Origin of the sequence: Streptomyces sp. NPDC102437, assembly GCF_044765565.1 — a bacterium.
Taxonomy (GTDB): Bacteria; Actinomycetota; Actinomycetes; order Streptomycetales; family Streptomycetaceae; genus Streptomyces.
This window is the reverse complement of sequence record NZ_JBIWKI010000067.1, coordinates 1-25,819: the sequence shown is the minus strand read 5'-3', so window position 1 is coordinate 25,819 and position 25,819 is coordinate 1. Positions and strand designations below refer to the sequence as shown.

General features: G+C 72.1%; 13 protein-coding genes and 1 pseudogene. 7 read left to right on the top strand and 7 right to left on the bottom strand.

The genetic code is table 11. The features are described from left to right. Window positions 1-162 precede the first annotated feature (162 nt). The 5 genes and pseudogenes from ACIRJP_RS39010 to ACIRJP_RS38990 all read right to left on the bottom strand — a co-directional run. Window positions 163-303, bottom strand: a pseudogene (locus tag ACIRJP_RS39010) (IS3 family transposase); the annotation flags it as partial. A 77-nt stretch (window positions 304-380) separates the two neighbouring features. Next, complete coding sequence (locus ACIRJP_RS39005; protein WP_404185340.1) at window positions 381-3,293, bottom strand: AAA family ATPase; 2,913 nt, start codon at window positions 3,291-3,293, stop codon at window positions 381-383. Window positions 3,294-3,394: 101 nt separating this feature from the next. Further along, window positions 3,395-3,628, bottom strand: a complete 234-nt coding sequence (locus tag ACIRJP_RS39000; RefSeq protein WP_404185337.1) for a hypothetical protein — start codon at window positions 3,626-3,628, stop codon at window positions 3,395-3,397. 109 nt (window positions 3,629-3,737) lie between these two features. Further along, window positions 3,738-6,857, bottom strand: coding sequence for a type 2 lanthipeptide synthetase LanM family protein (locus tag ACIRJP_RS38995; protein WP_404185334.1), 3,120 nt, complete (start codon window positions 6,855-6,857; stop codon window positions 3,738-3,740). 250 nt (window positions 6,858-7,107) lie between these two features. Continuing rightward, complete coding sequence (locus tag ACIRJP_RS38990; RefSeq protein WP_404185331.1) at window positions 7,108-7,848, bottom strand: Type 1 glutamine amidotransferase-like domain-containing protein; 741 nt, start codon at window positions 7,846-7,848, stop codon at window positions 7,108-7,110. Window positions 7,849-8,157: 309 nt separating this feature from the next. Between ACIRJP_RS38990 and ACIRJP_RS38985 the strand changes: the two genes are divergently transcribed. Beyond that, on the top strand, window positions 8,158-9,153 hold the full coding sequence (locus ACIRJP_RS38985; RefSeq protein WP_404185328.1) for a LuxR C-terminal-related transcriptional regulator: 996 nt from the start codon (window positions 8,158-8,160) through the stop codon (window positions 9,151-9,153). Between the two features lie 59 nt (window positions 9,154-9,212). Here the strand turns inward: ACIRJP_RS38985 and ACIRJP_RS38980 are convergent, their stop codons facing one another. Further along, window positions 9,213-18,041, bottom strand: a complete 8,829-nt coding sequence (locus ACIRJP_RS38980; protein WP_404185325.1) for an amino acid adenylation domain-containing protein — start codon at window positions 18,039-18,041, stop codon at window positions 9,213-9,215. 347 nt (window positions 18,042-18,388) lie between these two features. Here ACIRJP_RS38980 and ACIRJP_RS38975 point away from each other — a divergent pair, with 347 nt between their 5' ends. The 6 genes from ACIRJP_RS38975 (at window position 18,389) to sbnB (ending at window position 24,453) form a co-directional block, all read left to right on the top strand. Further along, a complete protein-coding gene (locus ACIRJP_RS38975) occupies window positions 18,389-18,859 on the top strand; it encodes a cobalamin B12-binding domain-containing protein (RefSeq protein ID WP_404185322.1) in 471 nt (156 codons plus the stop codon). Further along, entirely contained in the window at window positions 18,846-20,159 is a 1,314-nt protein-coding gene (locus ACIRJP_RS38970) for a methylaspartate mutase (protein WP_404185319.1), read from the top strand. The genes ACIRJP_RS38975 and ACIRJP_RS38970 overlap by 14 nt, the downstream gene beginning before the upstream one ends. Window positions 20,160-20,227: 68 nt before the next feature. Further along, complete coding sequence (locus ACIRJP_RS38965; protein WP_404185316.1) at window positions 20,228-21,244, top strand: asparagine synthetase A; 1,017 nt, start codon at window positions 20,228-20,230, stop codon at window positions 21,242-21,244. Then, the gene (locus ACIRJP_RS38960) at window positions 21,241-22,461 is read left to right on the top strand and encodes a glutamate synthase-related protein (protein WP_404185313.1); all 1,221 of its coding nucleotides are present in this window, start codon (window positions 21,241-21,243) and stop codon (window positions 22,459-22,461) included. The genes ACIRJP_RS38965 and ACIRJP_RS38960 overlap by 4 nt, the downstream gene beginning before the upstream one ends. Continuing rightward, complete coding sequence (gene sbnA, locus ACIRJP_RS38955; protein ID WP_404185310.1) at window positions 22,458-23,405, top strand: 2,3-diaminopropionate biosynthesis protein SbnA; 948 nt, start codon at window positions 22,458-22,460, stop codon at window positions 23,403-23,405. Before ACIRJP_RS38960 ends, sbnA begins: the two co-directional genes overlap by 4 nt. Window positions 23,406-23,445: 40 nt before the next feature. Continuing rightward, a complete protein-coding gene (sbnB, locus tag ACIRJP_RS38950; RefSeq protein ID WP_404185307.1) occupies window positions 23,446-24,453 on the top strand; it encodes a 2,3-diaminopropionate biosynthesis protein SbnB in 1,008 nt (335 codons plus the stop codon). A gap of 291 nt (window positions 24,454-24,744) precedes the next feature. On the opposite strand, the gene ACIRJP_RS38945 is transcribed toward sbnB, so the two are convergent. Next, window positions 24,745-25,819: alpha/beta fold hydrolase (locus ACIRJP_RS38945; protein WP_404185304.1), on the bottom strand; the 1,075-nt coding region annotated here is incomplete at its 5' end.

The following is a 25,819-nucleotide window of genomic DNA, read 5'->3' as shown; positions in this document are numbered from 1 at the left end:
GGCCGCGAGCTGCGCAAGCTCATGAGCTGGGTCAACGACGAGGACGCGTAACACCGACGCCCCGGGGGCGGGTCCACGGACCTGCCCCCGGGGCGCGAAGGCGCCCGCCAGGACCGGGCGCCGCGCCGTGCGCCGGACAGCCTGGGGAAATGCTCACCGAAGTCACAGCGAGGTGTGGTAGTCAGGCTGCGAGTCGGTCTCGTACTCGGCGGGGCTGAGGTAGCCGAGGCTGCTGTGCAGTCGGTGCAAGTTGTACCAGCCCTCAACGAAATCGAAGATCTCGGTGCGGGCGGCGCCCCGGCTGGGCCAGGCGGAGTTGCCGAGCAGTGTTTCTACCCGAATCTCAGCCGCACCCCGAGCGAAACAGGCCAGGACTTGCATCACGACTTCGTCAGTCGGGTCGACCGCGCACACAGGTCCGCCCGGTCGGCCGCGCCCGTCTTGTTCATCAGACTGGCGATGTGCTTCTCGACCGTGCGGGGGGAGATGAACAGCCGGTCGGCGATGTCCTTGTTGCTCAGCCGGTCGGCGAGGAGCCGGAACGCTTCGTACTCCCGCACGGTGACGCCGAGGGCCCGCAGTTGTTCGGGGATGCCGTCTGTGCCGCTGCGGTGCTGGTGCACGGGGGCACCCAGCCGTCGCAGGGCGGCCCGGCAGGCATTCGTGACGGCGGGCACCCCCTGCTCGTGGAAGTGGTGTTCGGCCCGCCTGAGCCAGGCGACCGGCTCACCCCAGCCGTCCTCGTGCGCCGCGTCCGCGACCAGCCGCAGGCCCAGGTGCAGGGCGGTCGGGTACGCGGCGGCATCGCGCAGCGCTGCACCGATGCGCTCGGCCGCCCGTTCGCCCTGCCCCTGCCGGCCGAGCAGGACGGCATCCGCGAGCGTGACGAACTGGCGGTTCCACCGCATCCGTCCGACCGCCGTGGCGGCTACCCTCTCTTGCCGGGCGCGGTCCGCGTCACCGGCCAGCACGTCCAGCAGCAGCCCCACCCCGTGCGTGCCGCTCAGGTGATAGGTGGTGGGGTTGTGCCGCTCCAGCGCCGACACAGCCCCAAGCTCCGCCCGTGCCAGGTCCCGGTCCTCCTCCATCAGGGCGCAAAAGGCACGAGCCATGCCCAGCGTGAGCGGCTCCTCCTGCGAGCCCGCCCCCTCCCATTCGGCGAACGAGTCGAGAGCGGCCTCCATCGCCTGCCGGTCGCCCTGGTGCGCCTCCAGCGAGGCCAGTGACATCAGGAGGTACCGGACGGCCGGGGCGAGCCCGAGCCTGCGCACGATCGTCAGACCCTCGGTGGCGGTTTGCCGCGTCGCCTCGCGCGCGCCCCGCATCACCCCGTCCAGGACGAGGATGCCGTCCACGGTGTGCACGATGTTGATCGAGCCCAGCCGCAGAGCCTCCTCCCGGGCGGACAGCAGCCCGGCGGTGTCACCTTCCGCCAGCCAGTCGTTGCCGCCGATACGGGTCGCCGCGTACATCCGCCGCAGTGGGAGCTGGTGCCGTTCCGCCGTCGACAGGGCCTTTTCGAGCATGGCCCGGGACTCGGACGGGTCCCGCTCGCGGGCCACGGTCGCCAGCAGCTCCCACGCCTGGCAGGCGACCGAGGGCAGCGCGTAGCGCTCGGCGGCGTCGGCCGCCGAGCGGGCGAGCTTCTCCGCGTGTTGGATGCGGTCGGTGCCCGGGGTGTCCAGCGCCAGATAGGCGGCGGTGACGTCGACAGCCGCCGTCGCCGCACCGTCCGGGTTCGCCCCCAGCACCTCGCGGGCCCGGTCGATCTGCCGGTTCCCGTCGCTCCAGTGCCCCGCCGTGTGCGCCACCTTGGCCAACCGGGTGTGCAGGACTGCCAGACGTGACGCACCCAGCCCTGCGCTGTCCAGGGCGTGCAGATGCTCGACCAGGCCCAAGGCCCGGTCGAAGTCGCCGGACTCGGCCAGCGCGGGCAGCAGGTGCTCCAGCGCACCCGCCCGCTCCTGCGGGTCGCCGGCCCGCGCCAGCAGGGTTTCGGCCTGGCTGAGCAAGGTCACCGCCGAACCGAGCGCTCCGGCCGTCAGGGCCCGCCGCCCCGCCTCCGTGAACAGCTTGCCGGCCGCCGCGTCCTCGCCCGCCTCGGACCGCAGCCCCGCCGCGAGCGCGCACCACTCGCCGGGTAACTGAGGGTGCAGCTTCTCCACCGCTTCCGCGCCCTGACGCGCCAGTTCCGCACGCTGGCTGGGCGTCAGCTGGGTGAACAGGGCCTCCACGGTGGGTGAATGGCGAAAGGAGTACCAGTCGGGAGCGGGCTCGTCCGGGACCACCAGGCGAGCGGCGACTCCGGCGTGCAGATGGCTGAGGAGTGCCCGGTCGTCGACTCCCGTCATCCGTTGGAGCACGGTCAGCGGGAACCGTCTGCCCAGTACGGCCGCCGCCGACAGCAGCGTCAGGCCCTCCGCACCCAGCCGGTCGATGCGGCGCAGGATTCCCCGGGCCAGAGCGGAGGAGACATCGCCACGCGGGTCACCGACCGTTCGCCAGCCGTCCGATCCCTGCACCAGGGTGCCCGCGCTGATCATCGACTGGAGCAGCTCCTCGACCAGGTAGGGGCTGCCTGCGCTGCCCTCCCACAACCGCTCCAGCACGGGTGTGGGCACCTCCTCCAGGGAGGCGCCCAACTGACCCGCCACCAGTTCGCGTACCTGGGGGCGGGTCAGTGGCGGCAGTTCCACGACCGAGGCCGCGCCGCGGCGGCGGGCCGACTGTGCGAGATCCAGGGCGTCGCTGAAGTCCGTGCGGACGGTCGCGAGCAGCAGGACCGGGCTGTACTCCAGATTGTCCACGAGATATTCCAGGACACCCAGTGTCTCGGGGTCGGCGTCGTGCAGATCCTCCAGCACCAGGAGCCGGCCCCGGCCGTTGTCGGTGGCCATGAGGAGGCGCAGCACGGCCTCGCCCAGGATCACCATCGAACTGCTGTCGCCTGCGCCGGTGTTCCAGTCGGGGATCAGCCGTCCCAGCACCGGTCTGTACGGCCCCAGGGGCAGTTCGTCCAGCGGTTCACCGGTGCGGAACAGTGACATCAGCGCCTCGGTCAGTGGCCGGAAGGGCACCACTGGGCCGGTGGTGCTGCTGCGTCCCCGCAGGACGCCCATCCCGACCCCGAGCGCGCTGCCCACGGCCTCGGCCGCCAGCCGGGACTTGCCGGCTCCGGCTTCACCCACCAGGAAGACCACTCCACCGCGCCCTTGCTGGGCGTCGGACAACGCGCGCCCGAGCAGCCCCAGTTGGGCATCTCGGCCGATGAGGGAAGGTGCTTGGGAGCGCATGATCTCGAAGCATAAATCAGAAATTATGGAATTGTAGCGTGTCGTTCGGATTTCGATTCCCCTCGGCCCGCCGAGCCGGCCGGCCGCCGGCCCGGGGGCGGCTACTGGGGAGCGGACACCGAGGTGTCGATCGAGCTCAGCGTGATGACGATGCCGCTGGTGAGAACCATTCCGGCCAGAATACGGGCGCGCGCGCAAGCGCGGTTGCGGCCCGAGAGGGTGATGCCGCCGGCCACGTCCTGCTCCTCGGCGGCAGCCGTGAGGGCATCGGTGTCGGCGGCGTCGGCCACGTGGGCGGCGGATACGGACGTGGCGCGGCTGAAGTGCTGGTTCATGGGGAGAGCTCCTTCGTGTGGAAGTGCGTGGATGAGAGGAAGGGGAGACTACGAGAGGGCGGAGAGGAGCGGAAAGATCGCAGGGTCCGGCTGACCGGGGCGCTCGCACTCAACAGACGGGCAGGGGGCTCGGGCAGGAGTGCTCCAGCAGGAGCACGGACGGGACACGGGCGGGGGAGCAGAGACGGAGCAGCCCGTAGCCGATGCCGGCGAGGCCCGTCAGCATTCCGGGAGAGGACACCTGATCGGGGGTGGCGCAGCGGTGCTGCTGCGCCTCGACGGTCGCGAGCACCCGGCCGGCGGTGCGGGTCAGAGCGTCGGACGCGGTGGCGTCGCCCCGGTCGGCCAGGACCGACAGGGCCTCCAGGGCGCCGAAGGCGCCGTGGCCCGCACTGAGGTCGGGGCCGTCGCCGAGGGCGGCCAGCCGGGCGGCGAGGTCGCCGCGCTCCGGCAGATGCGCCGTGGCGGCGGCGATCCCGGGCAGGCCGGTGGCCCACGACGGGTCGTGCGCGGCGGCGTCAGGCGCGGCGTTGGCCGAGCGCAGCAGCCCGGCCGCCACCTCCGGGTGTCCCTTTCCGTCCGCCCGGTGGTCCGCGTGGTGCCACAGCGCCCAGCCGATGCCCGCGGCGCCCTCGGCGAACTCTGCGGTGCCACCGCCCTGCGCGGCCGCGGGGGCCAGGGCGTCCGCCACCGCGTCGGCCAGTTCCAGGGTCCGGCGGGAGCCCGTCGCGTCGTGGGCGGCGACCGCCGCCGCCAGGGCGCCGGCCGCACCGTCCGCGAACCCGGGGTCCACGCAGCCCGCCACGGCGTGTTCGAGCGCGGTGAGCGCGTCGGGCAGCGAGTCCGCCAGGTCGGCGTCGAGGAGGGTCGACAGCCGTACCAGGCCGTACAGGATGCCGCCGAGCCCGTTGTACGCTCCCGGTCCGACCGCGGCGCACAGTTCGGGGTCGGTGGCCAGCATCTTCAGCAGGGCCGGCAGCGGCCGTACCGCCTCGTGGGCGAGCTCCGTGTAGCGGTCGGCGCCCGCGAGCAGTCCGGCCTGGGCCAGGAAGAGCGCGACTCCGGTGTATCCCTGGGCGAGTCCGGCGCCCATCGGGAGGACCGACCAGTGCCCGCCCGGCAGGCGTTCCAGGCCGATCCAGTTGGTCCGGCCGCCGGACCGCAAGGCGCGGGCGGCGATCTCGTCGGCGATCCCGCAGGCCGCGGCGAGCAGCCGTGACGGCTCCGGCACCACCGCCGGCATGGGAGCCGGAACCAGCTCGGAGCGCGGCCGGATCAACGGGGAGCCGGCCGCGCGTGCGGCCAGTGCGGCCGAGACGATCCATTCCTGGTCCCGGCAGTCGACCTCGTCCATCCGGGCGATCTTGGCGCGGACCGCGCTCAGGCTCGCCACCGGCAGCAGGTCCGCCACCCAGGTCCCTCCGGCCGTACGCACCCCCGAGCCGGACGGCAGGTGGACGAAGAGGGGGATGTCCCCGCGCCACAGGTCCTCGGTCTCGTGCTCCACCAGCCGGCCGCGTGCTGGGTCGTGCGCCGACTCGGTCCACAGCACCGCGAACGCCGCGTCCCGGGCGAGCGCGTCGCCGAGCAGCGCCGGGTGGGTGGATTCCTCCAGCAGGGTCGAGTACAGCCGGGTGGAGCGGACGATCAGCCGTGCGGGGCTGTCCGCGTGCCGGGCCAACAGGGCGCCCGGCTCGGTGAGTTCCCCGCCGTGCGCACGGATCGCGGTGTACGTGGTGCGAAAGCCGTCGAGCAGCGCGGCACGGTGATCGGCGCCCTGGAGGTGGTGCCCGTCGGGCAGCGGCTGGTTCTGTGCAGCCGGACTGACCACTGGACCTCGTACGGCTCGCATGGTGTCCAGTCCGCTGTCCTCCCAGCGCAGGCCCTCGCTCGGGTACGTGCCTTCCTCGGCTCGTCCCAGCGCGGAGATGTCCAGCGCGCCGTGCTCACCGATCAGCAGATAGGGCAGCAGGCACGTCCGGTACACGGAAGCCTGGAGGGCGTCGGCGGCCGGGTCGGCCTCGGCCGTGGTGGCCTGCGGCAGCCCGGTGTGCAGCAGCGTTTCGGCGTCCACCAGAACCGGCTGGCCACCGGCGGCGATGAGGTTTTCGTAGTGCACGTCCGCGCCGTCCACCGCGTACAGCAGAGCCAGTAGTGCGCCTTGGCGCCGGTAGAAGGCGTCCGCCTCGGTCACCGAGGCGCACAAGCGGTGCTCGATGAACTCCAGCCAGCCGTGCTCCTGCCGCCGAACAGTGCGCGGGGTGCACAGCTCGAGGCCGTCGACCCGGCCGGCGAGCCAGTGGGTCAGGTCGTCCAGCAGGGCGTGGTGCCCCAACGGACGCGGCTTGTACACCACCCGTGATCCGTCCGTGAACTCCAGCACCGCTACCGAGCGCCCCCCGCAGTGGGCGTCGCCACGGCCCAGTTCGATGCGGGTGAGCGGGCCGGGATCGCGTCCGTCGAGAAGGACGCTCACCAGTTCCTCGCGGTCCGTGTGCAGCCGCAGGCCCAGTTCGGCGACCGCGTCGGCCGCGTCCAGTGCCGTCCGGCCCAGCATCCGGGCCAGCACCGGATAGGCGGTGAACAGCGCCCGCAGGCCGTCCGCGCTGCTGCTGGCGGCGAGGAAGGAGGCGAAGCGATCACGAGGCGTGGCCCCGGTAAGCCGCCCGGCGCGCCGGGCGCCGTCCAGCTCGCGGACGAGTGTGCGGGCCGCTTGCCGGGACATCCGGTTCAGCAGCCATTGCTCGAATGAGGCGCGCAGAACCTTCCGTTCCGCTGAAGGAAGCGGCGCCAGCTGCCGGTCGAGGGCGTCCGAGGCCGGCACCACCAGAGGTGCCACGACCTGTGCGAACACCTCGGGCCCGGCGGCGTCGCCACCCGGCACCGGCCGGGCGGCGTCGTGAGCGCGATCCAGGGCCTCGGCACGATCCAGGGCCTCTTCGACGTAACCGGCCCAGCGTGGAGTGCCGGCGCGGTCCGCCAGATGCTCCGGCGCCTCGCCGACGAGGGCCCACACGGCAAGTTCGTCGAGACCCAGGTGGGCCAGCCGCGCCGCGAAGCCCACCGTGTCCCCGGCGGCCCAGGGGGCGCGGCCGGACGTGGCGGTCATGGGAGACGCCGCGGGGCGGCCGGGGGCGCCGACGCGCTCGGCGAGGGAGAGCGCTGGGGCCCACCAGGCGAGCGGCAGGTGCGCGCTTCGGGGCATCGTGGGTGCGGCTGATTCGGTCACAGGAAGAACGTCGCAGATACCGCGCGGCCTCCACATGGGGGTGTGTCCCCCATGTTCTCCGATGGCCCCCCGCCGGTGGGTGGGGGGCCGAGCCGGCGAACCTGCGGGCATGTGGCCTGTGTTCCCGGCGCCGGAGGCCGAACCCGCAGGTCACGGCTCGTACCCCCGTGCCTGTGCTTCGTACGGCCCGCCGGAACGCCCGTCCCGGCGGTAGGGCCCCACCGCTGCGGGGCCGCCCGCGCGGAAGGAGTCAGTACCGGGTCCGCGGCAGCAGGCGCGGCTCCAGACGCTCCTCCCGCACCCCGTCACCCTCGCACGTCACCACGTATGCCCCTTTGCCCGCCGATTCCGTGACCGCCTCGACGAGCCGGGTGCCGTGATAGACGAGTCCCACTCCGTCGTCGGTGCAGTGCGCCGTCGGCAGGGTGCCGTCCGCGACCATCCGGTGGATCAGCGGACGGCGCCCCGGGTCGGAGTCGTAATGGACACCGTTGCCGTACGGCAGGAAGCCGAGCGCGTCCACCACCGGCCGCAGATCCGGTCCGTACGAGTCGGTCGCGCCGCCCTCGAACCAGCAGATCGACCCGGCGCTCACCCCGCTCAGCACGACCCCCGCCTGCCAGGCGCGTCGCAGCGCCCGGTCCAGGCCGTGCACTCGCCACACCGCCAGGAGATTCGCCACCGACCCGCCCATGACCCACACGACGTCGTGGTCGAGGAGCGTGCCTTCCACGTCGTCCACGTTCGGCATGGGGAACAGGTGCAGCGGCGTCAGGTCGAAACCCGCCACCCTGGCCGCCTCGTGCATGCGCGCGGTGACGTGCTCCGCGTCCCCCACCGCCGTGCCCAGGTACAGGATGCGCGGACGGCGGCCGTCCACACCTGACAGGTCGACCGCGTGGTGGACCAGGGAATCGAACAGCACCCGCGCACGGGGACCGGCGCGATGCCCTCCGGAGGTGGCCAGGACGGTCGGCTGCGAGGCAGGCATGCGCGCGATCGTAGCCTCTGCCGCGAACGGGTGAGTGCCGCAAGGTACCGGGGACCGCGCGCCGCGGACGGGCGGGTCGCCTGCTCTTGCGCGGCGCCCCGCCCTTACCGGCCGCACGTTATGGGGAGCGTCCGCCACAACGTGGGTGGTCCGCCCGCATCCGCCGCCGCCCGGCCTCCCGTCTACTGATGCCTGCCCGACGGACTCCCGCAGCGGCAAGGGACCGTTCCGCCCTGGACTGTGGAGCGTCGTCCGATTCGATTCGTGACCAACAGGTGCCGTACGGCCGAGACAACAGGAGTGAAGGACATGCGGACCTCTCTGGCTATCGACTCCCTCGCACGGAGCGTCTATCTCGCCATGGTCGACCTGCCCTGCGCCGGAGTGACCGAGCTGGCGGAGCAGCTGAAGGAGGCCGAGGACACGGTCAGAGAGCGGCTGGAGCGGTTGTCCGCCCTCCTGCTCGTGGTCCCCGGCGACACCCCCACCGGTTTGCGGCCGGTCGACCCGGGGGTGGGCCTGGCAGCGATGCTCGCCCGGCAGCAGGACGAACTCGCCCGCCATCGGCTCCAGGTGGAGGACAGCCGACTGGAAGTGACCCGGTTGCTGTCCGAGCACGCCCGCGGCAGCCGGGACAGCATGCCGGGTGTCGAGTGGCTGGCCGGCGCGGACGCCGTGTGGCGGCGGGTCGCGGAACTCGCCGAAGGGTGCGAGCAGGAGTGGCTGACCGTCGGCCCCACCGAGCGGCTCGCCGTGCCCGTCGCCGAGTCCGCCCGGCCCATCGACGAGATACTGCGACGGCGCGGCACGGCGGCCCGCACCATCGTCCTGGAGAGCGTGCGCAACGATCCCGAGGCGATGGGCCGCGTACGGGGGAAGGACGACAGCATCGGTTCGATCCGTACGCTGCCGTCGCTGCCCGCGTGGATGATCCTCTGCGACCGCACCCACGCCGTGGTTCCGGTCGTCAGCGCCCGGTCCATCGTCGGCGCCATGGTGTGCGGCGTCGAGTCGGTCACCGAGGCGTTCGCCGCCCTGTTCACCCGCCTCTGGCAGGAGGCGCTGCCGCTGGCCGAGGCGCGCCCGCGTACCCGAGGCGGTCTCTCCCTCCAGGAGCAGCACGTGCTGCGGCTCTGGGCACAGGGCCTCACCGACGCCGCCGCCGCCCGCAGGATGGACGTCTCGCTGCGCACGGTCCGCCGGCTCTCCGAGAAGCTGACCGATCGCTTCGGTGCGCAGAGCCGCTTCCAGCTCGGCGCACTGGCCATCGCCCAGGGTGGTATCCAGGTCGAGGACATGGTCTGACGCGTCCTGTGCGTGACCGTACGCCCCCACCGTCGCCGTCGCGGTGGGGGCGTACGCCGTCATCCGGCCGGCGCGAACTGTGCGTTGATCGCCGCCATCATCAGATCCGCGATGTTCTGCGCCAGTGCGGCGGGGGTCGGGTGGTCGAACACCGCCCGTACCGGTACGTCGACCCGCAATGCCTTCCGCAGCCTCGACGCGACCTGAGTGGCGAGCAGCGAATGCCCGCCCAGCTGGAAGAAGTTGTCGTGGACGCCGATGCGTTCGATGCCCAGCAGCTCCGTCCAGACGGCCGTGATGTGCCGCTCGACAGTGTTGCGCGGCGCCGTGTAGGACGTTCCGAGGTCCGGCCGCCTGCCGTCCGGGACCGGCAGCGCCGCCCGGTCCACCTTGCCGTTCGCGGTCAGCGGCAGCCGCTCCAGCACCATGAACGCCGCCGGGACCATGTAGTCGGGCAGATGGCACCCGAGGTGCGCGTGCAGTTCCGCGATGCTCGGAGCGTCCGCTCCCGCGGCCACCAGGTAGGCCACCAGCCGCTTGTCGCCGGCCGTGTCCTCGCGGACGATCACGGCGACCTCGCCGACACCGGGATGGGTGATCAAGTTGGCTTCGACCTCGCCCAGTTCGATGCGGTTGCCGCGGATCTTGACCTGTTGGTCGATCCTGCGCAGGAACTCCAGCTGCCCGTCCGGCCGCCACCGGACCAGGTCGCCGGTGCGGTACACCCGCCCGCCCACCTCCTCGGCCTCGAACGGGACGAACCGCTCCCGCGTCAGATCGCCGCGCCCCAGGTATCCGCGCGCCACCTGCAGGCCACCGACGAGGAGTTCACCGGGAACGCCGACCGGCTGCGGAGTGCCGTGCTGGTTCACCACGAAGCACCGGGTGTTGGCGACCGGCCTGCCGATCGGCGGAACGGCGTCCCCGGGGACGCATACGGTGGAGGTGGCGACGACCGTGGTCTCCGTGGGGCCGTAGTTGTTGACCACGCGGAACGGCAGTCGGGCGCGCGGTGGCATGCGCAGCCGGTCGCCGCCGGTCAGTACGTAGTCGAGGGTGCTGTCCGGGCCCCAGTCGAGCGCCGACAACGACTCCAGCATCGGCGTGGACAGGAACGTGGCGTGGACGCCCTGCTCGCCCAGCCAGTCCCGCAGCAGCTGCGGGGCGAGCCGGACCTTCTCGGCGGCGACGCAGCAGGTCGCGCCCCTGGTGAGGCCGAGCCACAGCTCCCACGCCGCCGCGTCGAACGCGATCCCCGCGAGCAGTGCGATCCGCTGCCCCGGCTCAAGGCCGTACTCGCCCGCCGTCCAGTGGACCAGATTGATCAGGCTGCGGTGCTCGACCTGGACACCCTTGGGCCGGCCGGTGGAGCCGCTGGTGTAGATGAGATAGGCCAGGTTGTGAGAGGTGGCGGCCGGCTCCGGGTCGGTGACCGGATCGCCGTCCAACGGGCCCCCTTCGGCGTCGCACTCGTCGAGCAGCAGCAGGGGGACGCCGGACGGGATCCGGTCCGCGTACGCGGCGTGGGTGAGGACGACCGGGGTCTGCGTGTCCCGCACCATGTACGCCAGCCGCTCGACGGGGTACTCCGGGTCCAGCGGCACGTACGCCGCCCCGGCCTTCAGTACCGCCAGCTCCGCAGTCACCAGATCGGCCCCGCGGCCCAGACACACCGCCACCGGCATGTCCGGCCGCGCCCCGTACCGGGTCCGCAGGTGGTGGGCGATCCGGTTGGCGCGCGCGTTCAGCTCGCCGTAAGTCAGTGTGGCCTGCGGGCACTCGACGGCCACGGTGTCCGGCTGCTGGGCCGCCCGCTCTTCGAAGAGGCCGTGCAGGGTGGCCGTGTCCGGACAGGCGGCGGCGGTGTCGTTCCACTCGATGAGTGATTTCCGCCGCTCGGCAGGGGTGAGCATGCACAGCTGCGACAGCCGGGCCCCGGGGGCATCGGCGACCGCCTCCAGCAGCGTACCCAAGTGGCCGGCCAGCCGGTCGACGGTGTCCCGTTCGAAGAGGTCGGTGCGGTACTCCAGGGTCCCGCGCAGGCTGCCGGCCGGGCCCTCGGACATCATCAGACTCAGATCGAACTTGGCGTCCGGCAGTGTCACCGCGAACGGCTCCACCTCCAGCCCCGGCAGGCTCCACGTGTGGCCGTCCGGCGTGTTCTGCAGAGCGAACAAGATCTGGAACAGTGGGTTTCGCGACGGGTCGCGGTCGGGCGCCAGCTCCTCCACCAGGCGTTCGAAGGGGAGATCCTGGTGATCGTACGCGCCGAGCGCGGTGTCCTTGACCCGGTCGATGAGCTCGGTGAAGGCGGGGTCGCCGGACAGGTCGGTGCGCATCACGAGGGTGTTGACGAAGAAGCCGATCAGTTCCTCGGTCTCGGCCCGGTTGCGGCCGGCGATCGGGCTGCCGACCGCGATGTCGTCCTGCATGCTGTACTTGGCCAGAAGCACCTGGAACGCCGCCAGGAGCACCATGTACAGGCTCGCGTCGTTCGCCGTCGCCGCCGCCCGCAGTCGCGTGGCGACCCCGGCCGGGACCTCGAACGCCACGGTGGAGCCGCCTTCGGGCGGCCCCGCCGGACGGCGGTGGTCGCTCGGCAGCTCCAGCGGCTCCAGCCCGGTGAGCCGGTCCCGCCAGTACGCCAGTTGCTCCTCCAGCGCGCCGCCGGCCAGTCGCTCTCGTTGCCACACGGAGAAGTCCGCGTACTGAACCGGAAGTTCGGGCAGACCGGTTGGCACCACCCCCGATACCGCAGCCTGGTACCACTCGCGCAGCTCCCGCGCCATGACTCCCTCCGACCATCCGTCGGCGACGATGTGGTGCACCGTCAGCAGGAGGTACGCCTCGTTGTCGGCGAGCCGCACCAGATGGGCGCGCAGCAACGGACCCGTTGCCAGATCGAACGGCTGACCCGCCTCGGTCTTGGCGAACCGCCTCGCCGCCGCACTCCTTTCCTCCGGACCGATGACGTGGCGCAGGTCGTGGACGGTTGCTGCCACCGGCGTCGGGGGGTCGATGACCTGCCCCGGCTCACCGTCCTGGGAGACGAACCGGGTCCGCAGGATCTCGTGCCGTGCCACCATTCCGGTGAGCGCCGTGTCCAGCGCCGTCACATCCAGTACGCCACGGACGTGCAGCGCGAACGGTACGACGTACTCGGCGCGTCCCGGCTCCAACTGGTCCAGGAACCACAGCCGCTGCTGGGCGGAGCTCAGTGGCAGCGGACCGCCGGTCCGCGAAGCGGGCGTGATGCGATCCGCATCGTCCGTGTCGAGCCCCGCCACGACGGCCCCAAGCGCGGCGACCGTCGGCGCCGCGAACACGGCCCGTACCGGCACCTCCACGCCGAGTGCGGTCCGCAGCCGCGAGGTGACCTGCGTGGCCAGCAGCGAATGGCCTCCCAGCGCGAAGAAGTTGTCGTCGACACTGGTGACGTCCGTGTCCAGCACCTGTGACCAGGCCGCCGCCACCGCGCGCTCGGCCGGTGTGCGCGGCGCGACGTTCTCCCCGGGCGAGCGGGGCCCGGGCGCGGGCAGCGCACGCCGGTCCACCTTGCCGTTCGCGGTGAGCGGCAGCCGGTCCAGCACCACGAAGGCGGACGGCACCATGTAGTCGGGCAGATCGCGGCACAACCGGGCGCGCAGTCCCTCGGTGGTCGGTGCCGGCCCGTTCGGGACGACGTACGCCACCAGGCGCTTGTCTCCGGGGACGTCCTCACGCAGGACGACGGTCGCGCCCGTGACGTCCGGGCCGGCCAGCAGCACCGATTCGATCTCGCCCGGTTCGATGCGGTGACCGCGCAGCTTCACCTGGTCGTCGAGCCGTCCCAGGAACTCCAGCTGCCCATCGGGCAGCCACCGCACCCGGTCCCCGGTGCGGTAGACCCGCCGGGGTGTGCCGTCGATGTCCACGGTGATGAACCGCTCCGCCGTCTGCTGCGGCAGCCCCTGGTAGCCGCGTGCCAACCCGGCACCACCGACCAGGAGTTCACCCGGGACTCCGATCGGCACCGGCCGGTCGTGCCGGTCGACGACATGGACGACGGTGTTGCGTACCGGCCGGCCGATCGGCGGCACCGGTACCCCCGGCACCACCTCGGCGGATGTCGTGACCACCGTCGACTCGGTCGGCCCGTAATTGTTGACGACGCGGAACGGCAGCCGCAGCCCGGCCGGCAGACGCAGCGCATCACCGCCGGTGAGGACGTACGCCAGTGAGGTCGTCTCCGGCCAGTCCAGCGCGGCCAGCGCCTCCAGCATGGGTGTGGAGAGAAATGTGCCGTGCACCCGCCGCCCGGCCAGCCAGCGCTGGAGCAGCTCAGGCGTGCGCCGCACCGTGTCGTCGGGGACGCACACGGTGGCACCGGCCGCCAGCGCGGGCCACAGCTCCCACGCCGCCGCGTCGAAGCCGATTCCCGCGAGGTGCGCGACCCGGCGGCCCGGCGCCGCGCCGAAGCTCTCCACCGTCCAGTGGATCAGGTTGACCAGGCTTCGGTGCTCGATCTGTACCCCCTTGGGGCGGCCGGTGGAGCCGCTGGTGTAGATCAGATAGGCCAGGTCGTGCGGGGCGGCGGCGGGTTCCGGGTCGTGCGGCGCCAGATCCTGGATGCGCGGCCAGTCCCGGTCGGTGAGGAAGCGATGGGGTGTGCGGGGCAGCCGGGCCGTGTGCGCGGCGTCGGTCACCACGTGCGCAGCTCCGGAGTCCTCGATCATGAACGCGAGCCGGTCCGCCGGCAGCTCCGGGTCAAGGGGCACGTACGCGGCCCCCGACTTCAGCGCCGCGAGCAGCGCGGTGATCTGGTCGGGCCCGCGCTCCAGGCAGACGGCGACCACCCGGCCGGGCCCGGCACCGAGCGACCGCAGGTGCCGGGCGAGCCGATTGGCACGCTCGTTCAGCTCCAGGTACGTCAGCTCCCCGGTCTCCGACCGTACTGCTGCCGTACCGGGCAGTTGCGCGGCGCGCTCCTCGACGAGCCGGTGCGCCGTCGTGGCGGTGTCCGGGGAGAGGGACGACGTCCCGGACCACTCGGTCAGCACGCGCCGACGCTCGGCGCCGACCAGCACCTCCAGCTCCGACAGCCGCTTCCTCCGGCCCGAGACCGCCGCTTCGAGCAGCGTGGTGAAGTGACCGGCCAGCCGTCTCGCCGTCGCGCGTTCGAACAGATCCACGGCGAACACGAGATTTCCGTCGAGCGAACCGTCGGGCCGTTCGGTCAGGAACAGCGTCAGGTCGAACTTGGCCTCCTCCGTCCGCACCGCCAACGGCTCCACCTCAAGACCCGGTAGCTCCCACGCGTTCCCGTCCGGTGTGTTCTGGAGCACGAACATGGTCTGGAACAGCGGGGTGCGCGACAGATCCCGCTCCGGCGCCAGTTCCTCCACCAGCCGCTCGAACGGCAGCTCCTGGTGGTCGTACGCACCGAGTGCGGTCTCCCTGACCCGGTCGAGCAGATCACCGAAGGTCGGATCGCCGGACAGGTCGGTGCGCATCACGAGGGTGTTGACGAAGAAGCCGATCAGCTCCTCGGTCTCGGCCCGGCTGCGTCCGGCGACCGGGCTGCCGACCGCGATGTCCTCCTGCCCGCTGTACTCCGCCATGAGCAGCTGGAACACCGCCAGCAGGGACATGAACAGGCTGGCGCCGTGCCCCGCCGCCGTCCGCCGGGCCGCTTCGACCACGTCGGCGGGCACGGTGAAGGCGACCGCGTCACCGCGGCCCGACCGCTCGGCCGGACGGCGGTGGTCGGTCGGCAGCTCCAGCGGCTGGAGGCCGGCGAGCCGGTCGCGCCAGTACGCTGCCTGTCCGTCCAACGCCGGCCCGTCCAGGGCCTCCCGCTGCCAGGCCGCGAAGTCCGCGTACTGGAGCTCCAGCGGTACGAGACCGGCTTCACGGCCCGCTACCGCCGCCCCGTACAGTTCCCGCAGCTCCCGTGCCAGGACACCCTCCGACCAGCCGTCGGAGACGATGTGGTGCAGCGCGATCAGCAGCAGCCACTCCTCCTCGGCAACACGCACCGCCACCGCTCGCAGCAGCGGCCCCGCCGCCAGGTCGAACGGCATTCCTGCCGCCCCGCGCAGGATGCCGAGCGCCGCGTCGCCACCGAGGCCCCGTGCGTCGTGCACCTCGACGGCCACTTCTCGCGGCGCCTCGACGATCTGGACCGGACGGCCTGTGCCGTCCGCCACGAACCGGGTCCGCAGGATCTCGTGCCGGGCCACCAGCGCTGTCAGCGCGGCTCCGAACACGTCCGGTGCGAAGCGGCCCGTGACCCGCAGCCCGGTAGGGACGACGTACTCCGCTCGTCCCGGCTCCAACTGGTCCAGGAACCAGAGCCGTTGCTGGGCGAACGACAGTGGCAGCGGCCCCTCCGACCGGTCCGCGCGCGGCATCGCCGTCACCGTGCCCGGGGCGAGCGCGTCGAGGGCGGTCGCCAGCAGCGCGGGGGTCGACGCCTCGAACAGGGTGCGGTGGGACACGTCCACGCCCAGGTCCCGGCGCAGCCGGGAAGCGACCCGGGCGGCCAGCAGAGAGTGCCCGCCCAGCTCGAAGAAGTCGTCGTCGATGCCCACCGGGTCCACGCCCAGCAACTCGGCCCAGATACCGACGACCGCCACCTGCGTCGCTGTGCTGGGCGCCGTGTACGCCACGGGCAGCTCCGGGCGGTGGCCCTGCGGCGCAGGCAGCGCCTTACGGTCCACCTTGCCGTTCGGCGTCAGAGGAAGCCGCTCCAGCGTCACGTACCGGGCGGGCACCATGTGCTCCGGCAGAACCCGCGCCAAGGCCCGGCGCAGATCGGACGCCGCCGGACCGGCATCGCCCGCCGCCACCAGATACGCCACCAGGCGCTTGTCGCCCGGGACGTCCTCGCGGACCACGACGGTCGCCGCCGCCACGCCCGGCCGGGCGAGCAGGGCGTTCTCGATCTCGCCCAGTTCCACCCGATGGCCGCGCAGCTTGACCTGGTCGTCGATCCGGCCGAGGTAGACCAGTCGCCCGTCCGGCAGCCACTTCACCAGGTCCCCGGTGCGGTACACCCGGGCGTCGGGATCCGCCGAGAACGGGTGGGGCACGAACCGCTCCGCCGTCAGATCGGGCCGCCCCAGATAGCCGAGGGCCACGTTCACCCCGCCGATCAGCAACTCGCCCGGCACGCCTGCCGGCTGGACCTCGCCGTGCGCGCCGACCACGAAGACTTCGGTGTTGTCGATCGCGCGGCCCATCGGCACGTGCTCCGCCGCGGGGTCCACCGACACCGTCCGGCTGACCACGTTGCCCACGGTCGCCTCGGTCGGCCCGTACTCGTTGACGACGGCCGTGTCGTCCGCGCCGCTCACCAGCACCCGGTGGGTCAGCGCCGGTGTCAGGTCCTCGCCGCCCGCCACCACCGTCGCGATGCCGTGCCGCAACCCGCCCCGCTCCAGCCGGGCGGCCAACAGCTCCAGATGGGAGGGCGTGGCCTTGAGGAAGCTGATCCGCGCGCCGCACGCCACGAGATCCAAGGCCGCGTCGAACACCGTCTGCCCAGGACCTGGGATCGGTATCGTCAGGCGCAGCCCCTGAACCAGCGGGAGGAACAGCGCGGTGACCGTCAGGTCGAAGGCCACCGACGAGCACAGCAACGAGCCGATTTCGGCACCGGGCGCGGCCGGATAGTTGCGGTCGCACCAGTGCAGGTAGTTGACGACACCCCGGTGCGCCACACGGACACCCTTGGGACGGCCCGTCGAGCCCGAGGTGTAGATGACGTAGGCCAGGTCGTCGGCGCTTGCTTCGACCACCGGGGCCGAGCTGTCGCCGTCCGGCCAGCCACTGTCGGTGAGCAGCAGTTCGGGTCCCGGCGCGAACAGGGAGGCGTGTGCGGACTGCGTGACCACCACGGGCGCCGCACTGTCACCGACCATGTAGCGCAGCCGCTCGGCCGGATAGGACGGGTCCAACGGCACGTATGCGGCACCGGACTTGAGTACCCCGAGCAGGGTGCACACCAGATCGGCGCCGTGGTCCAGGCACACTGCGACCAGCGCGCCGGGTCCGACGCCCCGCTCGCCGAGGCGGCGCGCGAGCCGGTTCGCCCGCTCGTCCAGCGCACGGTAGGTCAGCAGCTGCCCGCCATGCTCCAGGGCGACCGCGTTCGGCTGCCGGGTGGCCCGCTCCTCGACCAGCCGGTGGACGGTCGACGTGTCCGGGAACGCGGAGCGGGCGCCGTTCCACTCGGTGAGGATCCGCGTCCGCTCAGTCGCCGTCAGCATCTCCAGCGCGGCCTGCCGCGTTCCCGGTGCCTCGGCGGCGGACCGGGCGAGGACGCCGAAGTGGTCCGCCAGGCGCTCCGCCGTGGCCCGGTCGAACAGGTCCGTGCGGTAACCCAGGACTCCACGCAGCGCGTCGCCGTCGGCGGCGAGTTCCAGGGTGACCTGCGCCGTGGGCGCGAGCATGGCCGGAGCCTCGCCTGCCGTGTGCCACGCGAAGCACGGGGCATCGTCCAGCGCACCGCCGGCCGCCTCCATGAGCCGCGCGTAGGGCAGGCCGCGCCGCGCACGCAGGGCCGTCGCGACGTGTGTCAGCGCGTCCTCGAACAGCGGGTCGCCGTCCGGGCCCCGTACGGCCCGTACCAGTCCGTCGTCGCCCCGTACGACCACCGGGACATCGCCCCGGCCTGAGTGCCGTGCGACCAGTGCCTGGAACACCGTCAGCAGGGTCGTCGGCAGATCCGTCCCCCGCTCGTGCGCCGTCGCGGACAGCGCCTTTGCCGTCACGGCGGGTACGTCGAAGACGACCCGCTCCGAGGGACCCGGCCCGTCGTCCGTCGGGCGCCGGTCCGCCGGCAGTTCCAGCGGCTCCAGGCCCGCCAGCGCGTGCCGCCACTCCTCCACCTGGTGATCAGCCACCGTTCACTCCCCATCGTCAGCACGTTGTCAGCGGTACAAGCGGTTCACCGCCGGAAGGACGTCCGCGGTGAGCACGTTAGGACGCGCGCACGGGCGCCCCCAGTGGGCACAAGTGACGCCCCGGCAGTTGGCCACAAGTGCCCAGTGCCGCGGGGGAACACCGCTGGCCACGATGGACGTCGTCACCCGCCGACAGCCCGGACGTCCGGAGCCGACTCCCCGAAGTGCCGCCGAACGTCCGCAAGACGGAAGGGACTTCGGAGAATCGATCAGGGCAGGGCATGCCCCGGATGACCGGCCCGATCGCAGTGATCGCGGCCCCTACGGTGTCGAGAGGAAAGCCGTTCGTGTACCAGCGTCACCAGCCCCCGGAGAGCCCGCCCCGCGTGGTCCTGAGCACCATCCCCTCGGACGCGCACACCTGGAACCTGCTGTTCCTCCACCTCCTGCTGGAGGAACAGGGATGGGAGGTCACCAACCTCGGTGCCTGCGTCCCGGTCGACACCCTGGTCACCGAGTCCGCCGCACGGCCCCCCGACCTCATCGTCGTGAGCACCGTCAACGGCCACGGCGCCGAAGAGGCCCCGGCCCTGGCCCGCGCGGTGCGTGCCGTGCCCGCCCTGGTCCGGGTGCCGCTCGTCATCGGCGGCAAGCTCGACACCGAGGGATCCGTCGACCCTGACGCTCATCCCGCGCTCACCGCGGCCGGCTTCGATGCCGTCCTGATCGGGGCGAACGCCGTGCCGCGCCTGCTTGCCCTGCTCGACTCCCTTTCGCAGCGCGGGCACGGAAGGGCCTACGCCGATGCCGTCCGCTGATCCCGCCCGCGGCAGCGCGACGCCGCGCCCCGGCCCCGCCCACGGTGGGGCCTTCCACCGCTTCATGGCCGACGCCGCACGCTCCGGCACGCTCGTCGTCCAGCCCCGTATGGGGTTCGCCGACCCCGCCAGGATGCGCGCGGGACTGCTCGCCACCCGTGGCGCCGCCGCCACCACCGTCGGCACCCTCACCCTCGACAGCTTCACCCGCGTCGGCGACTACGCCGCCGCCGCCCGCGCCGCTGCCCAGGGGCACCCGCTCAACGGATACCCGCTCGTGAGCATGCCCGTCGCCACCACCACCGGGCTGCTCGACGGCGTCCATGGCGAGGACTTCCCCGTCCAGGTGCGGCACGGCTCCGCGCGGCCCGGCCGCATCGTCGAGGCACTGATCGACGCCGGGCTCGACGCCACCGAGGGCGGCCCCGTCTCCTACTGCCTGCCCTACGGGCGTACCTCGCTGGCCACGTCCGTACGGGCATGGCGCGAGGCGTGCCGCACGCTGGCCGCGCTCCGGGTGTCCGGCGTCGAACCGCACCTGGAGAGCTTCGGCGGCTGCATGCTGGGCCAGCTCTGCCCGCCCTCGCTGCTCATCGCCCTCTCCGTACTGGAAGGGATGTTCTTCCGGCAGCACGGCCTGCGCAGCGTCTCCCTGAGCTACGCCCAGCAGACCAGCGCGGAGCAGGACGAGGAAGCCGTTCACGCACTGCGCGCCCTGGCCGCCGACCATCTCCCGGACACCTCCTGGCACGTGGTCGTCTACGCCTACATGGGTGTTTATCCGGAGACCAGGCCCGGCGCGCTGGCCCTCGTCGCGGACGCCGCCCGGCTCGCGGTACGGACCGGAGCCGCGCGCCTCATCGTCAAGACGGCCGCCGAGGCCGCCCGTATTCCGTCGGTCGCCGAGAACGTCACGGCGCTGGAGACGGCCACGAACGCCGCGCGGTCCGTGCGGCGCACCGCACCACCACCGTCCACCGGCGTCGAGGAGGAGGCCCGCGCTCTCGTGGAGGCCGTCCTCGGCCTGCACGACGACCTCGGGCAGGCCCTGATCCGGGCCTTCGCCCGTGGCTACCTCGACGTCCCCTTCTGCCTGCACCCCGACAACGCGGGCCGCACCCGCAGCGTCATCTCCGAGCAGGGCCGGCTGGAGTGGTCCCGTACCGGCTCCTTGCCGCTCGGCCCCACCGCCGCCGTGCACAGCTCCCGCCGCCTGACCTCGTCGGGACTGATGTACGCGCTCCAGCACGTCAAGACCCGCTACGACGCGCCCGCCGTCTCGCTCGCCCGAGCGAGCTGACCGCTCGTCACCCCCTCCGAAGCCCTTCTCGGGCCAGTGAACCGTTCGTCGACCGGACAAGGACCGACATGACACTCCAGACCGATCATTCCCTGGCGTTCGCCGCCGCTCCCGCCCTGCCCTCGCCGCTGGAACACCTGCGTGACCCGCGCACCCGGGCGGCCCTACGCGTCCAGCAGGCCCTGGTCGCGGGTGCCCGCGCCTACCTGCGTGCCGATGACGCGGTGGAAATGGCCCACCCGATCATCGGTCCCGTCACCGACCCCGGCTCGCGCGGCGCCAAGCAGGTCGACGTCGACTTCTACGGCCACCGCTACAAGCTGATGACCAGCGCCATCCTCTACAAGCAGGCGTCCCTGCTGGCGTACGACCGCATCTTCCTCATCGCGCCCAACGTCCGCCTGGAACCGGTGGAGACCAGCACGACCAACCGTCACCTCGCCGAGTTCCGGCAGATCGACGTCGAGTACGCGGGTGCCACCCGTGACGACGCCATGGACATCGCCGAGGGTCTCGTCCGTCATGCGGTCACCACCGTCGCCGACGAGTGCGGCGCCGAACTCGCCGTACTGGGCCGCGATCCCGACACCCTGCGCCGGTTCGTCGCCCGGCCGTTCGCCCGTGTGCCGCACGGCGAGGTCGTCGAGCGGCTGCGCCGCGACGGCTACCCGCAGGCCGAAGGCACGGAGATCGAGTGGGAGGCCGAGGAGCGCGTCTCCCGCCAGGCCGAAGCCCCGTTCTTCGTCGTCGGCTACCCCAAGGGCTCTCGCGGCTTCTACGACAAGGAGAGCCCGGCCGAGCCCGGCACCCTGCTCAACTTCGATCTGATCGCACCCGAGTCCTGCGGTGAACTGTGCAGCGGCAGCGAGCGCGAGAGTGAATACGCCGCCCTGGTCACCCGGATGCGGGAGACCGGCGAGAACCCCGCCAAGTACGCCTGGTATCTCGATGTCGCCCGGCACGGTATTCCCCGGAGCGGGGGCTTCGGCATCGGCCTGGAACGCCTCACCCGCTGGGTCGCCGGCCTCGACTCCGTATGGCAGGCCACCGCCTTCCCGAAGCTCGCGGGGGTCGTGTCCCCGTGACGTACCTGACCGCACCCGGCCTGCCCGAGGACGCCATCCGCGCCCGTGCCCGCGACGGATCCGCCGCCGTCTTCCCGCCCCTGGACAGCTACGGCACCGCCGTCTTCGGCGGGACGCGCGAGCCGGGCGACGAGATCGACGCCCTGCGCCTGGCGCCGCCTGTCTTCATGCCCGGCCGCCTCGCCCAACTCATCGAACTCGGGCGCGAGCCCCTCTACTCCGACGTCCGCCTCACCACCGGCCTCGGCGGCTTCGACGCCCCGCTGCCGGTGTACGTGTCGGCCCTCGGCTCCACCCGCGTCGCCGGTACCAGCCTCGCCCTCAGCCGCCAGGCCGGGCGCCTCGGCATCCCCATGGTCATCGGGGAGAACGTCGCCCCGATGAACGGCTTCCGCAGCAGCGGCGACGACCACCGCAAGGGACTGCTGGAACGCATCCTCGCCTACTGCGAGGAACTGCCCGACGGCGTCGGCGGCCTCTGCGTCCAGCAGAGCACCGAGGACGCCGACTCCGAGGTCTGGAACCACGTCTACAGCGACTCCGCCGTTTCCGGACTCCTCGCCTCGGGCCGCCTCGGCTTCGAGATGAAGGTCGGTCAGGGCGCCAAGCCAGGACTCGGCGGCCTCACCATGGTCAGCGAGGCGGTCGCCACCGACCTCGAAGGACAGTACGCCGTCGAACGCCTCACAGACGGCGGAGCGGTCCTGCGCTGCTCCAGCCCCGGTACCTTCACCGACGAGATCTACCGCCGGCAGATCCAGCTCATGCGCAACAACTACCCGCGCGCTCGCTGCTGGGTGAAGCTCTTCCCCGGCAGGGACGTCGGCCACGCCGCAGACATCGCCTGGGATTCGGGTGCCCACGCCGTCACCGTCGACGGAGCCGAGGGCGGCACCGGGTGGGCCCCCACCGGCTTCCTGGGCCATGTCGGACTGCCGCTGGCCGAGTGCCTGCGCCGCGTCGAACCCGCCGGCCGCACCCTGCTCGCCAGCGGACGCGTCTGGGACGGTGTCCGCGCCGTGAAACTGCTCGCCCTCGGCGCCCGCGCCGTCGGCCTCGGCCGCGCCGCGCTGGTAGCCGCCGACGAGGACCCCGTACACGGACTCGAACGCCTCCTGGACGCCATGGCCCTGGAGATGCGCATGGCCGTCAGCTCCCTCGGCAGGTACGCGGCGGACGAGACCGGCCCCGAGGACCTGTGGAGGCCCGAGTCGTGATCTACGAGCACACGTACGAGATAGTCACCGACGACCTCTTCGTCCGACTGCCACGGATGGCACCGGGCGCCGAGGTCTTCCTCAAGATCGAGGGACTCAACCCGGCCGGCTCCGTCAAGCTCAAGACGGCACTGAGCCTGGTAGAGACCGCCGAGCACCGTGGCGTACTCACCCCCGGAGCCCGCGTCATCGAATCATCCTCCGGGAACCTCGGCATCGCCCTCAGCTCCATCTGCGCCACCAAGGGATACGCCTTCACCTGCGTGGTCGACCCCAACACCAACGCAACCAGCATCGACCACATGCGCGCCCTCGGTGCCGAGGTCGTCGTCGTGGACACCGTCGACGCCAACGGCGGCTTCCTCCAGTCCCGCATCGCCCACATCCGGCGCCGCGTCGAGGCCGACCCCGCCATGGTGTGGCTCAACCAGTACGCCAACCCGGCCAACCCCCGCGCCCACTACGAGCAGACCGCGCGCGCCCTGCTCAAGGAGCTCCAGCAGATCGACTACCTGTTCGTCGGCGCGGGCTCCACCGGCACGTTCGTCGGCTGCTCGCGGTACCTGCGCGAGTTCTCCCCGGACACCCGGATCGTCGCCGTGGACGCCGTCGGCTCCGTCATCTTCGGGGCACCGCCCGGACCCCGCCTCATCCCCGGAATCGGCGCCAGCCGCGTCCCCGAGCTCTTCGAAGCCGGCCTTGCCGACGACGTCGTGCTGGTCACCGAGGAGAACGCGGTCCACGAGTGCCGACTGCTCGCCCGCACTCACGGCCTCCTGGTCGGAGGCTCCACCGGATCCGTCCTGGCCGCGATCCGCCAGTACGCCGACGCGTTCCCCGCCGGCTCCCGTATCGCCGCGATCTCACCCGACCTGGGCGAGCGCTACCTCGGCACGGTCTACAACGACGCCTGGGTGGAACAACACCTCGGTGTCCTCGCATGACCACCACCGCCCCGCGCCCCGCCCGCGAAAGGGAATGCCGATGTCTGCTTTTCATGTGATAGATGGCGCCGTCGCCCGAGACGTCATCACCTCCGCACCGTCCGAGATCCTGGAGATCGTGCGGGACACCTACCTCCAGCACAGCCGCGGCGACACCGTGAACCCCGACAGCTACTTCCTGCGCTTCCCCGAGAACCCCGGCGCCCGCATCATCGCCCTCCCCGCCCACCTGGGCGGCGAGGCACCGGTCTCCGGCCTGAAGTGGATCGCCAGCTACCCGGAGAACGTACGGCAGAACCTGCCCCGCGCCTCCGCGGTCCTGCTCCTCAACGACGCCGAGACCGGATATCCGTTCGCCTGCCTGGAGGCGTCCCGCATCAGCGCCGCCCGTACGGCGGCCTCCGCCGCACTCGCCGTGGAGACCCTGGCCCCCGACGACGCGCCCCGAACGGTGCTCTTCGTCGGCGCCGGCGTCATCGGCCGTACGGTCTCCGACTTCCTCGCGGCCCGTGGACTCAACGTCGGCGAGTGTCTCGTCCACGACCATGTGGACTCGTACGCCGAGAAGTTCGCCACCTACGCGGCCGAAGCCCACGGGTGGCAGGCCAGAGCGGTCCCAGAGATCGACGCGGCCCTGGCCACCGCCGACCTGGTGGTCCTCGCGACCACCGCGCCGGCGCCGTGGCTGGCGGACGGCCAGCCCCTGCTTCCGGACCAGCTCATCCTGAACCTGTCCCTGCGCGACATCCACCCCACAGTCATGATCAAGTGCCACAACGTCCTCGACGACATCGACCACTGCCTCACCGCTCAGACCTCACCCCACCTCACCGAGACGGAGTACGGCACCCGCGACTTCATCGACGGCACCCTCGCCGACGTCCTGCGCGGCAAGGTCGTCCTCGACCGGGACCGCCCCATCGTCTTCTCCCCGTTCGGCCTCGGCGTCCTGGACCTGGCGGTCGGCTGCCACATCTACCGGACAGCCCTGGAAAGCGGCCGGGCCACCGAAGTTCCCGGATTCTTTCCGGAGCTGACACGGTGGTGAACTGACCAGACCGTCGCAGTCGAGGTTCCGCCCCGGCCCCGGGCTCCTCCCGCAGTACGCGGAGGGAGCCCGGGGCCGGTGCGTTCGGTATGGGCCGCGCCGCCGGCGGCGCGGACGGCATCGGGTGAGGGGCCTGCACAAACACGGGCCCGCACCCGATGAGGAGGCCTGCAATGGTGAGGGTCCTGCCGCGCTCGGCAGGCCCCTCACCGGAACCCGTCGGCGTCCCCCTGACAACGGGCAGCCGCCCCCCGCACGAGCGGAGGGCGGCTTCGGGCAGCGTGATACCCGTCAGACCGGCAGCAGCAGCCCCGCCTCCCGGCCGAAGCCGTCCGTCACGGCCTCTCGCACCACGGCGACCAGCACGGACAGTTGCTCCTCACCCTTGACCATCTCCATGTGGCGCCCCGGCATCGGACGGATGTCCAGACCCATCGGGTAGAGCTCGCGCCAGTGCGTGATGTACCGCGCCTGCGGCACCTCGTCGCCGCTGCCTTCGCGCACCGTGTCGCTGACAAACAGCGTTGCCGGGGCCGTCGACCCCACGGGCCGGTAGGCGGCGAGCGAGCGTACCTCGGTCTCCAGCACCGAGTAGGGCAACCACTCGTCCAGCGTGATCGCGGCTTCCTCGATATTCATTTCCGGGGCCAGGCGCTTCATCTCCCCTTCGGTACAGGCGCGCTGGACACCGGACTCGTCCTGACCCCGCTGCCACAAGGCGCTCACCCGGCGGTACACCTCTGCGTGCCGCTGGAACCGGTCCTGCTGGTCGTCGCCGGTCACCGCCGGCTCCAGCAGGAGAAGCGCGGCCACCGCCTGCGGGTCCCGCACCCCCATCGCGTGCGCGATCACGGCACCGGTCGACCACCCGAGGATCGTGCACGGGCCCTCCGGCTGCACCCGGCGGATCTCCCGCCAGTAGCGGTCCGCGATGGCCTCGAAGCCGAAGAGCGGCGACTCGCTCGCGTCCAGCCCCGGCGCCTGAATGCCGTACACGGTGAACGCCCCGGCCAGGCGCTGGGCGAGCGCCTTGTACGGATGTGTGCTCCCGCCGCCCGGGTGTACGCAGAACAGCCGGGGCAGAGTGGGGTCGGCTTCGGACGAGAGGAGTACGACCAGTCCGCCGGCGGCCCCGGTCTCCGGGGCGTCCAGCACGGCGGCCAGTTCGGCCACCGTGGGATGCCTCATGATCTGCTGAAGGGTGACCGGCAGACCGGCCTCCCGGACCCGGGAGGCCACCCGCACCGCGCTGATGGACTGCCCACCGAGCGCGAAGAAGTTGTCGTGGATGCCGATGGTGTCGATGCCGAGGATGTCGGACCAGATGGTGGTGATGGTGTGTTCGGTGTTGGTGCGGGGGGTGGTG

Coding starts and splice junctions, on each gene's coding strand:
- ACIRJP_RS39005 (WP_404185340.1), bottom strand. CDS start 3,293: ATGCGCTCCCAAGCACCTTCCCTCATCGGCCGAGATGCCCAACTGGGG.
- ACIRJP_RS38990 (WP_404185331.1), bottom strand. CDS start 7,848: ATGCCTGCCTCGCAGCCGACCGTCCTGGCCACCTCCGGAGGGCATCGC.
- ACIRJP_RS38965 (WP_404185316.1), top strand. CDS start 20,228: ATGACACTCCAGACCGATCATTCCCTGGCGTTCGCCGCCGCTCCCGCC.
- ACIRJP_RS39000 (WP_404185337.1), bottom strand. CDS start 3,628: ATGAACCAGCACTTCAGCCGCGCCACGTCCGTATCCGCCGCCCACGTG.
- ACIRJP_RS38970 (WP_404185319.1), top strand. CDS start 18,846: ATGCCGTCCGCTGATCCCGCCCGCGGCAGCGCGACGCCGCGCCCCGGC.
- ACIRJP_RS38985 (WP_404185328.1), top strand. CDS start 8,158: ATGCGGACCTCTCTGGCTATCGACTCCCTCGCACGGAGCGTCTATCTC.
- sbnB (WP_404185307.1), top strand. CDS start 23,446: ATGTCTGCTTTTCATGTGATAGATGGCGCCGTCGCCCGAGACGTCATC.